At 32.7% G+C, this 15,189-nt stretch carries 9 protein-coding genes; all 9 read left to right on the top strand.

From position 1 onward, the window contains the following. Nucleotides 1-19: 19 nt before the first annotated feature. The 9 genes from bglX (at nucleotide 20) to FM121_RS01500 (ending at nucleotide 15,036) form a co-directional block, all read left to right on the top strand. Nucleotides 20-2,170, top strand: coding sequence for a beta-glucosidase BglX (gene bglX / locus FM121_RS01540; protein WP_086950395.1), 2,151 nt, complete (start codon nucleotides 20-22; stop codon nucleotides 2,168-2,170). Nucleotides 2,171-2,184: 14 nt separating this feature from the next. Then, the gene (locus tag FM121_RS01535; RefSeq protein WP_086950394.1) at nucleotides 2,185-5,499 is read left to right on the top strand and encodes a GH36-type glycosyl hydrolase domain-containing protein; all 3,315 of its coding nucleotides are present in this window, start codon (nucleotides 2,185-2,187) and stop codon (nucleotides 5,497-5,499) included. Nucleotide 5,500: 1 nt separating this feature from the next. Continuing rightward, complete coding sequence (locus tag FM121_RS01530) at nucleotides 5,501-6,463, top strand: LacI family DNA-binding transcriptional regulator (protein ID WP_086950393.1); 963 nt, start codon at nucleotides 5,501-5,503, stop codon at nucleotides 6,461-6,463. Nucleotides 6,464-6,621: 158 nt separating this feature from the next. Continuing rightward, on the top strand, nucleotides 6,622-7,590 hold the full coding sequence (locus tag FM121_RS01525) for an LPXTG cell wall anchor domain-containing protein (RefSeq protein WP_179203766.1): 969 nt from the start codon (nucleotides 6,622-6,624) through the stop codon (nucleotides 7,588-7,590). Nucleotides 7,591-7,956: 366 nt separating this feature from the next. Beyond that, nucleotides 7,957-9,810 (top strand): beta-glucoside-specific PTS transporter subunit IIABC, encoded by a 1,854-nt coding sequence (locus FM121_RS01520; RefSeq protein WP_086950391.1) that lies wholly within the window; start codon nucleotides 7,957-7,959, stop codon nucleotides 9,808-9,810. A gap of 86 nt (nucleotides 9,811-9,896) precedes the next feature. Continuing rightward, on the top strand, nucleotides 9,897-10,739 hold the full coding sequence (gene licT / locus FM121_RS01515; protein ID WP_086950390.1) for a BglG family transcription antiterminator LicT: 843 nt from the start codon (nucleotides 9,897-9,899) through the stop codon (nucleotides 10,737-10,739). A gap of 135 nt (nucleotides 10,740-10,874) precedes the next feature. After that, a complete protein-coding gene (locus tag FM121_RS01510) occupies nucleotides 10,875-12,557 on the top strand; it encodes a PTS transporter subunit EIIC (protein ID WP_086950389.1) in 1,683 nt (560 codons plus the stop codon). After that, complete coding sequence (locus FM121_RS01505) at nucleotides 12,558-14,588, top strand: BglG family transcription antiterminator (protein WP_086950388.1); 2,031 nt, start codon at nucleotides 12,558-12,560, stop codon at nucleotides 14,586-14,588. Nucleotides 14,589-14,598: 10 nt separating this feature from the next. Then, a complete protein-coding gene (locus tag FM121_RS01500; RefSeq protein WP_256958389.1) occupies nucleotides 14,599-15,036 on the top strand; it encodes a PTS sugar transporter subunit IIA in 438 nt (145 codons plus the stop codon). Nucleotides 15,037-15,189: the final 153 nt, after the last annotated feature.

Raw genomic sequence — 15,189 nt, 5'->3', positions numbered from 1 at the left:
ATATTAGGAGATTATAAAAATGAAACAGACAGAATTATTAGCCATAATAGAAAAAATGAGCCCTAAAGAAAAAGTAGATCAATTATTACAATTAGCAGCAGATTTTTATACAGATAATGCTGAGGATCGTACTGGTCCAATGGATAATCTAGATATTACAGAAACAACGATTGATAATGCTGGTAGTATTTTAGGTGTGTCTGGTGCTCAAAAAGCAATTGACATTCAAAAAAATTATATTGAAAATAATCCTCATAATTTACCAACCATTTTAATGGCAGATATCATTCATGGATTTAGAACAATCTTCCCGATTCCTTTAGCTCTTGGTTGTACGTGGAATAAATCAGCTGTCGAAGAGATGGCATCTATTTCAGCTTTAGAGTCCTCAGTTTCCGGTCTTCACTTAACTTTCTCACCAATGCTTGATTTAGTTAGAGATCCTCGTTGGGGACGTGTTTTAGAATCAACTGGTGAAGATCCATACTTAAACAGTGAATACGCTAGAGCTATGGTTAAAGGCTACCAAGGCGATAACTTAAAAGAAGATGTTACAAAAGTTGCTGCTTGTGTGAAACATTTTGCTGCTTATGGTGGAGCGATTGGTGGACGTGATTATAATACTGTTGATGTGTCTGAAACAACGTTACGCGAAAAATATTTACCTAGTTACCATGCAGCAATTGAAGCGGGAGCTAAAATTGTAATGACAGCCTTTAATACAATTGAAGGGGTGCCTGCTAGTGGAAATAAAAAATTATTCAGAGATGTTTTAAGAGATGAATTTGACTTTAAAGAACCAGTCATTTCAGATTGGGCTGCGATTAAAGAAATGATCAACCATGGTGTTGCTGCTAATGAAAAAGATGCCGCAAGACTTGCGATTGAAGCAGGTGTTGATATTGAAATGATGACGACTTGTTATGACAAACATCTTTTAGAATTAATTGAAGAAGATGCTAAATATATGGATTTATTAGATGAAGCTGTTCTAAGAATTTTAGAACTAAAAAATGATTTAGGGCTATTCGAAAATCCTTATCGTGGTGCTGACCCAGTGAAAGAAAAAGAAGTTATTTTATCACAATCTCACCGTGAATCAGCTCGTAAAATTGCTGAAAAAACAATGGTTCTTTTAGAAAATAAAGATGTTTTACCATTAGATAAAGCACAAAAAATAGCTGTTGTTGGACCAAAAGCGACGACGGGTGATTTAATGGGCGCTTGGTCATGGCAAGGTAAATTTGAAGAAGTTGTAACTATTGCAGATGGTTTATCAGCAATGGGTAGTAACGTGACTGTTTCAACAGTTGAATATGATCTATTTGAAAATACATCTGAAAGTCTAAAAGATGCTAAAGAATTGGCAACAACCAATGATGTGGTTGTCTTAGCACTTGGAGAAGCAGATTGGATGAGTGGCGAAGCGGCTAGTCGTAGCGATATTAAATTACCACAAAGTCAAATTGAATTATTTAAAGAAGTCCGTTCAGTGGCTAAAAAAGTTGTGGTTGTTTTAATTAACGGTCGTCCTCTGGATTTAACGGATATTTCTGAAGCAGATGGTATTTTGGAGGCTTGGTTCCCAGGAACTGAAGCAGGAAATGCGATTGCTAATATTCTTTTCGGTGATGTGAATCCAAGTGGTCGCTTGAGCATGTCATTCCCAGAAAATGTTGGTCAAGTTCCTGTTTATTACAATACGGAAAATACTGGTCGCCCTTATGAAGCGGCACCAGAAGAAAAATATGTATCTAAATATTTAGATATTTCTAATTACGCTAGATACCCATTTGGATTCGGTTTATCTTACAGCTCAGTTTCTTACGATAAACTAGAATTAAATAAAGAAGTTGGGAACATTGAGGATACCGTTAAAGCTACTGTGACTTTAACTAACCATTCAGATCGTCAAGTAACAGAAACAATCCAATTATATACACGTGATTTAGTTGGAGAAACAGCAAGACCTCTTAAAGAGCTAAAAGCCTTTAAACAAATTGAATTACAAGCAAATGAAACAAAAGAAGTTATTGTAGAATTAGATACTAAAAAATTAGCATACGTTCATCAAGATTTATCATGGGCAACTGATGCGGGTGAATTTAACTTAATGGTTGGACCAAATAGTCGAGAATTAAAATTAGCTAAGAGTTTTTCTCTTAGATAACGGAGTGATATGATATGAACTTAAAAAATTATTCAGGTAAAAACGTAGCATTTACGTTTTTACCTCATGGTGATATAAAAGAAATAACAGCAAAAGAAATTTTAATTAATCAATTGATTGGTAATGAATTTGATGGAAGTTTAAATAATTTGTTTTTACGCATCCATACAAGTGATTCTATCGAAGTTTTCCCGTTAATTGGTAAACAATCAAGCAGTCAAACAGAATTTTTTGAAAACGGTGTTCGTTGGACAGGAAATGTCAACGGTGTTAGCTATCAAGTAGAATTTAGATTATCTCATGAAGATATTTGGTTCTGGGAGACTAAATTAACGGGGACTGGCAATGTAGATATTATTTACGGCCAAGATTTAGGTTTGGCTAACAAGGGCGTTGTCATAACAAATGAAGCGTATAATTCTCAGTATGTGGATCACTCTGCTTATCAAGTAAAAGATAGTTATGCCATTTGTTCAAGACAAAATATGGCACAAGGGAAACAATTTCCTTATTTGCAACAAGGATCATTGACTAAAAATACCCAATTTTCAACAGACGGCTATCAGTTTTTTGAAAAGACAGAAGGCGACAGTTTTACGAGTTTGTTAAGTCATAAAGAGAATTTACCAAGTGAAGTTTATCAATTTGAGATGGCTTATACTGGTTTACAATCAGAACGTCTAGCTTTAACAGATGAGGAACAAAAAGTTATTTTTTATAGTGGCTATTTAGAAAATCATCCAGAAGCAGTTAAGCAAGCAGAAATTAGTTTATCGGCTATTGAAACAAGCTATCAATCTCTTGAAGAACTAAAAAATATAACTAAAACTGACCTTCCTTCTGAAGAAAATATGAAGGGATTATCAGGTGAAACGTTAACAGATAAAGAAATTAACGAGTTATTCCCTAAACGAAAAGTGGAAGAAAAAAGTAACTCTAATGACCTGCTTTCATTCTTTGATGAACATGATTATCATGTTGTTCTAAAAGAAAAAGAATTATTAATGGAAAGATCTCATGGTCACATCATTATTAGTGGTGAAGAAGATACAATAGAGCAACCTGTGATGGCAAGTACTCTTTATATGGATGGTTTATTTAATTCTCAGATAGTTTTAGGAAATACAACTGTTAATAAATTTATTAGTAACACACGTAGTACATTGAATTTATTAAAAAAAGCAGGACAACGTCTGTATGTAAAACTTGATAATGAATGGCACCGATTGGCTATGCCATCCGCCTTTAAAATAGGTTTTAACTTTGCTACTTGGTATTATAAGCTAGCAGATGATCTCATCGAAGTTACAAGTTATACTGTTGGAGTATCTAGAAGTGTTAAATTGATTGTAAAGAGTAAAAATAATAAAGAGTATGAGTGGTTAATGAGCTTTGATTTAGTTATGGGTGATAGTGAAAATAAAAAAGATTATACTATCTCAGAAGATAAAAACCTTTTAACATTTAGACCTAAATCAGCATCAGCTATTTACGGTAAATACCCAGAATTAACTTATTACATTTCTTTAGAAGAAAGTTATCGATTAATCTCAGCAAGTGACTTTTTCCATATGACAGCAGATGAGAATATCCTTTTAATGGAACTAGATCAAACAAGCACTATCGACTTAACGATTCAAGGAACATTAGAAAAAAAGGCCTTCCAAAAAGAAGCAACGTCTCTACTTGAAGCAAGTAAAAAATACAATGAATACATTGCTGATTTAAGTAATGGCTTCTTGCTTGAAGGTAGCGACCACAATCGTATTGATAAAATGAATTCACTTGTTAAATGGTATACACACAACATGTTGGTTCATTATCTATCACCACATGGTTTAGAGCAGTATGGTGGAGCCGCTTGGGGAACACGTGACGTTTGCCAAGGGCCAGTTGAATATTTCTTTGCGATGAATAAACCTGAGATTGTCCGTTCAATTATTTTAACTATTTATGCCAATCAATTCGACGATGATGGTAACTGGCCACAATGGTTTATGTTTGATAAATTTGAAGAAATAAAAGCAGATGAAAGTCATGGTGACATTATTGTTTGGCCATTAAAAGTTGTAGGGGATTATCTAAGCGTAACTGAAGATTATACTATCTTAGATGAATTGGTTCCTTATTCTAGTCGCCAAAACTTTAAACAAACTGAAATGTGTGAAAGTTTGCTTCAACATATTGAAAAACAAATAAAATACATAGAAGATAATTTTTTAGAAGGAACATATCTATCTTGCTATGGAGATGGTGATTGGGATGACACGTTACAACCAGCTGATCAAACATTGAAAAAAAATATGGCAAGCAGTTGGACAGTCGCTTTAACCTATCAAACAATGAATCAATTCTTTGAAGTGATGACAGGAAAAAATCAAGATTTAGCAGATAAAAGCCAAAAAATAGCTGAAGGTGTTTATGATGATTTCCATAAATACATGTTACAAGATGAAGTGATTCCAGGTTTCCTATTTATGTCAGATGAAGGTGAAACAGAGCTAATGGTTCATCCAGATGATACTAGGACAGGGATTGACTATCGTTTATTACCAATGACTAGAAGTATGATTTCTGAATTAATTGATCAAGAGGAAGTGGCTAAACATTACGATATTATTCAAGAACATTTGAAATATCCAGATGCTGTTAGATTAATGAACAAGCCTGCCAATTACAATGGTGGTGTGAGTAAAATATTCAAACGTGCAGAACAAGCAGCCAATCTTGGTCGTGAAGTAGGATTAGCATACATTCATGCTCATATCAGGTATGTAGAAGCGATGGCTAAAATCGGAAAACCTGAAGAAACATGGAAAAATCTTGAAGTGATTAATCCAATTGGTATTTTTGATGTCGTTACAAACAGTGAATTAAGACAAGGAAATGCTTATTTTAGTAGTTCAGATGGTAACTTCAAAACAAGATACGATGCTAAAGATAACTTTAATGAATTAAAGGACCAACAACGAACTGTTAAAGGTGGTTGGAGAATTTATTCTAGTGGTCCTGGTATTTATCTGAATCAATTGATTAGTAATGTTTTAGGAATCCGCAAAACAAATAAACATTTATTATTAGATCCTGTGTTACCTAATGAGCTAGATGGTTTGACATTAAACTATACAATTGATGATCGTCCATTAAAAATAACGTATCATTTAAATTCTTCTGTTCAACAGCTTAAAATAAATGGTAAACTAGTGGAAGTGACATCATCAAAAAATAGATACAGAAATGAAGGCATACAAATTGATTTAGATGCTTTTTATTCACAAACTAAACAAGGTGAAGTAAACGATCTAGAATTATTTATTGGAGAGATGTAAGATGGTAGGGATCAGAGATATAGCAAAATCAGCAGGTGTTTCTATCTCAACTGTTTCATATGCTTTAAATGGAAGTGAAAAGGTAACAGAGGAAACAAGACAGAGAATCCAGAAGATAGCTGATGAGATGAATTATGTTCCTAATATGGCTGCCAAGGCTCTTAAAAGGCGTGAAACAAGAATTATCGGTGTTTATCTATCGGATTATATGGGAAGTTTCTATGGCGAATTACTGGATGGGATAAAACATGGCTTGAAATCTTATGACTATGAGATGATTGTTTGTAGTGGTAAAAGGTCTCATCTTTTCATTCCAGAGAGAATGGTGGATGGTGTTATCGTTTTAGATTGGACATTTGATACAAAAGAAATTGAAAAATATGGTCAAGCAGGTTATAAATTAGTGACTCTTGATCGAGAAGTTTCAGGAGATAATTTGTGTCATGTTTTATTAGATAACACTGGCGGTGCGACCCTTGCTATTGAAAAAATAGTAGAAGCAGAAACACAAGAAATCCATCTTGTTACAGGACCTGATAATTCATTTGATAGTATGAAACGACTAGAAGCAGCTGAACGTGAATTGAAAAGATATGATCGAGAGTATACCGTACATAATGGTGATTTTGATGTGAAATCTGGCAAAAAAATAGCTGAAGAGATCTACTTGAAAATGACCCAAAAACCAGTTTCAATATTTTCATTTAATGATGAAATGGTTGTAGGAATGTATGACTTTTTCAAAAAAACAGAACTAAAAATTGGTAAAGATGTTAAGATTATTGGTTTTGACAATGCTAATTTTGGTAGTATTATTACACCAACTATTGCGACAATTGGTTTTTCAAAAAAACGTTGGGGAATGGTTGCTGTCGAAAAATTAATGCAATTAATTAATAATGAAGAAACAACAGATAGTTTAATTTACACAAGTTTTGTATCTGGCGAGTCTTTTCCAGATTAAATATAGTTCTTAATTAAAGAGGAATGAGCGAAACGTATCTAAGTTTTGTTTATTCCTTTTATTTTTGATTAATAATGACTAAATTTATGTCGACTTTTGATTACAAAAGTATTACAATTGTTACAACAAGATGTTTGATAAAAAAAGGAGAGAGTGAAATGAAAAAAAGAATAAATTCTTTATTAATGTGTGGCATAGTTGTCGGATCATTAGGAATTGGGACTGTTGCATTAGCAGAAGACAGTAAAGTAGCAGAGAAAGCTTCACAAGAAGAAGTCGTTACAGAATCAACAATTGCAGAAAGTATAAGTGGTGAAACTAAAACAAGTGAAACGACACAAGAAAGCAACACTTCAGATATAAAAAAAGACACAGTTGATGTGACAAAAGTAGAAGAAAAAATAGAAAAAATTGTGGGAGAAAAAAAAGGAGAAGATGTTCCAGTTGAAACTAACCCACAAGCTGGCAAGATCAGAGAAGAGTTACTAACAGGCGGCTATGGTATCACTAAGGAGCAACTTGATAAATATACTGATGATCAATTAGAACAAACCATGACACTATTTACTCGCTATAACTATGATATTACAGGAATGGATTATGGCTCTTATGTGCGTTTATTGAATACATTATATGTCGATAAAACAGTCAACGTAAATGATGCCTTAACACAACTATCTTTTGATCCAGATAGTTTTAATAGTTTTTCTGAAATGATCCCTCAAGTTGATAAATTACAAAAATACTTAAGTACGCTTTATCCAGCTAATAGCTCATTTATTCCTGGTGTAACACTTACGAATGACCAGTTAATAGCAAAATTAAATAAGCTTCAAAAAATGGAAGATGAATTAAAAGCCAATGGTCAAACCATGCCTTTCGGACGAATTGCAGGGCTAGTTCAAGCAGATACAGATGAAGAAACAGGAACAAGTTCAACAACGACTGAAACAACAGCAACAACATCTGAAAGTAATAAAAAAGATAAAGTAACACTGACAAGTTCGTCAGATAAAACAGGTGGATTTTTACCTAAAACAGGGGAAAAACAAACAGGTGGTATATTTATGACACTTGGATTATTTACAATTTTAGGTGCAGGATTTGTATTACGTAAAAAATTATAGTCAGTCAAAATAAGACGGTTAAAAAGATTTTGCTCCTAGTAACTTGAGACTGTTCAAGTTACTAGGAGCAGTCTTTTGAACTGTAATTATTAAAAATTATTCAGGAAAATATATATATAGTTCATGCTCTTAACGTAACCTATTTTTTTGAAATTTAAAAAAAAATAAAAGAAAGTGTTTACATTTTTTTGTTTTAATGATACTATCCATGTATACATTTAAGGATTGTGACTGTACGGCAGGCAAAACCTAGATTGAAAGAAGATATATTAAGTGAACAACCTCTACTTTTTAGAGAATGTTTTTTAGTATATTTCTCTCAGTTTGGGTTTTTTTTGTTGTTTTAAATTAAGAGGAGGAAGCAAAATGTCAAAACAAACGAATCAAGAATTAGCCAAAGATGTTTTAGACTTAGTTGGTGGAAAGAAAAATGTAGACAGTGTTGTGCATTGTGCCACACGCTTACGCTTTAAACTAAAAGATGAATCTGTGGCAAAAACAGATGAGATTAAGAAACATCCTGGTGTCATTCAAGTTGTTCAAAGTGGTGGACAATATCAAGTGGTTATCGGTAGTCATGTTAAAGATGTTTATGGTGAACTAGTTGAAATATCAGGATTGGGAGAATCATCATCTGATCAAAAAGGTCCGAAGGGAAGCATATTTAATCAATTTATTGATATTATTTCTGGTATATTTACTCCATTTTTGGGAGCTATGGCAGGTGTCGGGGTTCTTAAAGGATTGTTAACGTTATTAGTAGTAGGTGGTTTGTTATCAGACAAATCTGGCACATATCAAATTTTATTTGCAGCTTCAGATGGTTTTATGCAGTTTTTACCATTTGCTATTTCTTTTACTGCAGCTAAAAAATTCAAAACAGATCCATTTATTGCACTAGCTATTACAGCAGCTTTACTACATCCAAGTATCTCTGCTATTGCAGGAGCACAATCAGGTTTGGATTTCTTAGGTATCCCTGCAATTATGGGACCTACAGGATATATGCAAACAGTTATTCCGATTATTATGTTTGTTTGGATTCAAAAGTATGTTGAAAAATTTGCAAAAAAAATCTCACCTGATTTTCTACAAATTATCTTAGTTCCTTTAGTTACAGTTCTTGTTATGGCACCACTTACTTTTGTAGCTATCGGACCATTAGGAACAATCATTGGCGTTTTCTTAGGTAAAGCTTATGGCACGATTTTTGGTTTCAGTCCAATCTTAGCTGGGGCAGTTATGGGTGGCTTATGGCAAGTTTTTGTAATGTTTGGTATGCATTGGGGATTGATTCCAATTGCTATGTTAAATTTAACAACAATAGGGTACGATACAATGATTCCGATGTTACTTGGGGCAGTTATTGCTCAAGCAGGAGCAGCGCTAGCAGTAGCTATTAAAACAAAAAATCAAAAGAGAAAAGCTTTGGCTATCTCTGGAACGTTAACAGCGGTTTTTGGTATCACAGAACCAACCGTTTACGGTGTTACTTTGCCACTTAAAAAACCTTTCTACGCAGCATGTATTGGTGGAGCAGTTGGTGGAGCAATTATTGCTGGAGCTGGTGTTAAAACCTTCGCCATGGGATTAGTGAGTCTACTAAGTATTCCAGGATTTATCAGCACAATTGATGGTGTTGAATCTAATGTGGTTATGGCGGTTATTGGAGTGGTTGCTTCATTTATTATTGCCTTTGCTTTAACATTAGTTCTAGGATTTGATACTGAAGCTGAAGAAGTTGAAGAAAAAACAGCATCAAAAAATAGAGAAACATTAAAATCTCCATTAACAGGTAAAATTGTTCCAATGACAGAAGTTCCAGATGAAGTATTTGCTTCTGGAGCTTTAGGAAAAGGTCTAGCAATTGAACCAACAATTGGTGAATTACGTGCACCAGCAAATGGTGTAATTGCAACAATCTTTCCAACAGGACATGCAGTAGGTATGACAACTGATAATGGTGCAGAAATTTTAATGCATATTGGTATGGATACTGTCGAACTTGAGGGACAAGGTTTTGATAAAATGGTAGCACAAGGGGATAAAGTTAAAGCTGGCGACTTGCTTGTTAAATTTGATATTGAAAAAATTAAAGCAAGTGGTAAGCCAACGATTACTCCGATTGTAGTGACAAATTCAGCTGATTTTCTAGATGTGTTAGACTTAAACCAAACAGAAATAATCGATGGTGAAGATTTCTTAACCTTAGTTAAGTAATATATTTTGTAAATGATTAAAGATACGTTAAACTATAGATATCATTTAAAAGGGACGATCATGATTAGGAAGGGGCAAGATAACCGTTGATTATCAAAAAGGTATTAAATAATAATGTTGTTATTTCTGAAAATGATCGATTAGAAGAAATTGTTGTTATGGGAAAAGGGTTAGCATTTCAAAAAAAGCAAGGGGAAAAAATTGACTCTGAAAAAATAGATAAGGTGTTCGTTTCAAGCTCTTCCGAAGGTGTAAGTGAAATTGAAAAAATGGTTTTAACGATTGACCCAATGATTTTAGATATTGCAAAAGAAACGATATTATTTGCTGAAAAGACGACAAATCATGAATACTCTGATCAAGCATATATTACACTAACAGACCATTTGAATTACGCAGTTGAAAGAGGTCGTAAAGGTATCTACATACCCAACCCACTACTATTTGAAATAAAAAAATTCTATCCTGAAGAATCTAAAGTCGCTTTAAAAACTATTGAAGTAATCAATAAGCAATTAAAGATAGAGTTTCCATCTGATGAAGCAGGTTTTATAGCGATTCACTTAGCTAATAGTCGAATAAATGCTAATGAATTGCCAATAACGATGGAAAGTACTGAGATGGTTCGAGATATTTTAAACATTATTAGTCGCTTCTTTGGAATAATGTTTGATGATACGTCCCTTAGCTACAACCGAATGGTGACACATATTCAATATTTTGTAAAACGAATTTTACAAAATGAAACTATTGAAGAAAATGATGAATTTTTATATGAATTAGTTCAAAGTAAGTACCCAGAAGCTTTTAATTGTAGTCAAAGAATCAAAGATTATTTATGCCATACAAAAAATGTTAAAATTAAAGAACCTGAAATGATTTACTTGGTTATCCATATTAATCGAGTGGTAGAAGATACGAAAAAATAATTATAATAAAGGTATTGTAGGAGAGAGTCATCTTTTTCTTACAATACCTTTTTTCTTTTGAACAACAAGATACACAAATATTGAAACTCTATGCTATCATCAAAGAAAGAATATCTGTGATAGGGATTGAAAAAAATGAAAATGAAACAAAAAATCGGCTCATTTAGAAAATTCGGTCATTTTTTAAGTAGTATGATGATGCCTAATTTAAGTATTTTTATTGCTTGGGGAATTATTAATACGTTCTCAAAATTTACGGATGGACAAGTTCAAGAGTTACTTGTCTCAACAGAAGAATTTTTAATTAATATTTTATTACCATTATTGATTGCTTACTTTGGTGGCCGTAAAATTGAAAAAATAAGGGGCGGGACTGTTTCGGCTATTGCCGTTATTGGTTTAATCATTGGAGCAGATAGCCCACAAATTGTTGGTGCCATGTTAATTGGCCCACTAGCTGCATATAGCTATCATAGGATCAATCAATTTTTAGAAACAAAAATCAAAGAAGGTTATCAGATGTTACTTCATAATCTTTTAGTTGGCATGATTGGCAGTTTTTTTTGTTTGTTAGGCATTTTTTTATTTGTACCAATAATCAATGGCATAAATGAGGGGCTTAGTCTCAGTGCTAGTTGGATGATTGAGCACCAGTTAGTTCCTTTTGTTAGTCTACTAATCGACCCATTAAAAATTCTTTTTTTTAATAATGCCATCAATCATGGCGTTTTAACACCACTAGGATTAAATATGGTAAGTAGTAACGGGCAATCTATTCTTTTTTTACTTGAGACAAATCCGGGACCAGGTCTTGGGATTTTACTTGCTTACGCAGTAAAAGGAAATAGTTTAAATAAAAAAAATGCACGGACTGCTTTTTTTATCCAATTATTTGGAGGAATCCATGAAGTCTATTTTCCTTTTGTTTTAATGGAGCCATTGCTTTTTGTTGTAGTAGCATTAAGTGGTTTTACTGGAACTTTTATTTTTGAATTATTTCAAGTAGGATTAAGGTATCCAGTTTCTCCGGGATCAGTCTTCCTAATTTTAGCTAGTACCAGTTCAGGTTCTTTACTAGGTGTTTGTTTAGGTATTTTAGTTAGTTTTATTTTATCATTTACCTTAGCTAGTATTATTTTAAAAAGGCGTTATCTGGAGAACGAGACAGAAAAAAATCAAGTGGAGGAACCAATTAAAATGACTCAATTCCCTTTAAAAGTAAATAAAATTATTGTGGCTTGTGATGCTGGTATTGGTTCAAGTGCTATGGGAGCTAGTTTACTTAGAAGAAATTCACAAGAAAAATATGGTGTAATCAAAATTGAGAATCAATCAGTTTATGATGTGGTAAATAATCAAACATCATTAGTATTAGTACACCCTCAATTAGAGAAAATTTTGTTAGAAAATGCGCCAGATGTCCAAGTTCTTTTAATTGAAAATTTTTTAGAAATCAATGATATGGTAACGTTACTACAAAATTATCCTTTGGAAGAAATCAAACAAGAAAAAGGATTAATTTCTCAAAAAGAAAATCAACTATTAGAAATAGTCATATTATTTGAAAAAAATATCAGAGGGTCACAAACGATGGCGATTGAGATGATGCGAAAAAAATTAGATCAACAAGAATTAAACTATACGATTACTAAACAGGCGATAGAAACCTTAGTTATTAATAAAAATTGTTGGTATATTTTAACGAAAGAAATGGAAGAAAGACAACAATTAAAACTTAAAACTTCTTTTATTTTGGAAATGGCTAGTTTATTTAATATGAAAGAATTTGAAAAATGGTTACAGAAGGTAGGTGAGTAAATGTTTTTAACGCCAAGAGAAAAGATACTCTTAACAGAACTCTTAAATAGTCCAGCATCTGTTTCGATTAATCAGATGTTAACGTTATTAAAAGTAAGTCGACGAATGGTTTATCGTGAACTAGATAGTTTAACTCAGAGTTTGGCTAGTATCGATGTGGATGTCAAAAAGATATCAAGAGGAAACTACCAACTAATTTATGAAAAGGAACAAAAAAAAGAGTTAGAAGCTTTGTTAGGAACAACGACTCAAATGGAATTGTCTACGATTGAAAGGCAAAGAAGTATTTTATTGGAATTTTTAGATACGACTGAAGTTATACCAATGATTCAATTTCTAGAGAAATATCAGATTAGCAATACGACTTTTTACGCAGATATTAAACAATTAGAAGAGCAGATCAAGCAAAGTCCATTAAAAATTGTCCGGAATCAAGGGTATGAAATAACAGGTTCAGAAAAATACCGTAGGCTACTGATGGCCAATGTGTTAGAAACAGAAATTAATGAGTATCAGTTTTTCAATTATGATCCTAAGAACAATGAAAATCCTTATTTTTTTAGCTATATAAGTAGCCCAGATTTCTTTAGTACAAAGAAAATGGTTTTAGAAGAACTAAATCAGTCATTACCCAATTTAAGCGATCGTAAGAGACAACACCTTATTTTGGTAGCTTTTTTATCTGTTAAAAGAGTGAAAGCAGGTCATGTTTTATTTGAAGATACCTACACAGAGCGATTGAATAAAAATATGTTGAATATTTCTAAACGAATTTTTGCAAAATTAGGCAAAGAAACTCAGCAGCTGTATCCAGTTAATGAAATTGTCTTTTATAGTAGTTTGTTGAATGATTTTTCTAACTCTTTTGATGAGAATTTTTTTGAAGAAAATTTTGATACAGAGTTAGCTTATGATGTGAAAACTTTGATTGAACTTGTCAGTGAAGAGACAGAAATTGATTTTTTTGAAGATTATAATTTATACAAAATGCTCTTGACTCATCTATCTGGTGTTTTTTCAAGAGCTATTCTTAAAGAAGATACCTTAACTAATCCGATTCTTGAACGAATTATGGAGCAGTATCAAGAGTTAGCTAATGGTATTCGCCAAAGTTTACCAATTGCTTTTGAAGGTCAGGTTTTAACAGAAGAAGAGATTGCTTATATGGTTCTTCATTTTGCTAATTCCCTTGAACGTAGTCCAAAAATCATTGAAGTAGATGTTGCTGGTTTTTCACCAAGTGGCTTGGTCTCAACTAGTATGTTAGAGATGAAGTTACGTCATCATTTTCCGTTTATTCATCAAATTCATTTTTATAGTATTGCCGAATTAGATAAAATTAAATTAGAGGAAGATTATGATCTGGTTGTTTCGACATCAGTATTACCCGGATATCAAGGTCATTATGAATTAGTCACGCCCTTGTTACTAGAAGATGAGGTTAAACGGTTAAAGGATGTTTTAAAGAAAATAGATAAGCGAGATAGAAAACCTCGAGTGGCAATTAAAAATTTAGATGAAGGTAAGGCTTATACGGAAGTTCTTAAATTTATGGATGATGTGAATGAATTACTGTCACATTTTTTTGTTAAAAAAATTAGCTATTCAGGGGAGTTAGAGGAATTATTACAGGCCCTGCTATCAAATTTAGATCAGGAATTAGTGAGTAATCAAGAACAAATTTATCAAAAATTATTGAAACGATTAAAACAATCTCCAGTAGCAATCCCTAAAACATCCATGGCTTTATTCCACGCTTCCACAGAAGGAATCAAAAAACCTATTTTTTGTATCATGGATTTAGAAGAAGAAATGACTCTAATGGGAATGGATAAGGTAGAGATGAAAGTTTCAAGAATTTTACTCATGCTCTCACCCCAAGAAGTTACGGGGATTGAAACAAAGTTGTTGAGTAAAATCAGTGGTGCGATTATTATGAATGATTTATATACTGAAATCTTTAATTCAGGGAATGAGTCTATTATGTATCAACTTTTATCAACTTTATTAATTGAAGAAATGAAACATTAAGGAGTTAATCATGAAATTAAGTATTGATAATATTAGCCTTAATCAAAGCTTTGAAACTGCAGAAGAGGCGATTAATTATTCAGGAGAACAGTTAGTAAATCTAGGGTATGTAACAGAAGATTATCTTGAAAAGATGCAAGAAAGACATCAACTAGCAAGTGTCTATATTGGAAATTTTGTATCCTTACCTCATGGGAGTGGTAATTCAGAGATAGTTCTTGAGGAAGGCCTATTCTTAACGCAAGTGCCAGATGGGGTTGATTTTGGGAATGGCTCGCAACGTCAAATAGCAATAATCATCATAGCTGTTGCGGTTAAATCAGAAAATCAATTAGATTTTTTACAAGAATTGGCATTTTTTTGCTCAGATATAGAAAATATAAAAAAATTAAGTGATAGTAATGACAAGAATGAAGTATTAAAATTGTTAAATCAGGGATTATTTTAATAATGAAAAAGGTGTTTGGCTCCAAGAAATTGGAGCTAGACACCTTTTTTTTACTTTTGGCACAGTTGTTTGTGTCAAAGTACGACTTTTTTTGGTTAAGGTAAGCGAATACAATTTAAATATCAAGATAACACAAAAAAAGAGGGGGATATC

Origin of the sequence: Vagococcus fluvialis bH819 (genome assembly GCF_900163795.1) — a bacterium.
GTDB classification, from domain to species: domain Bacteria; phylum Bacillota; class Bacilli; order Lactobacillales; family Vagococcaceae; genus Vagococcus; species Vagococcus fluvialis_A.
The sequence above is the reverse complement of the archived record's forward strand: the minus strand, read 5'-3'. Positions and strand labels throughout refer to the sequence as shown.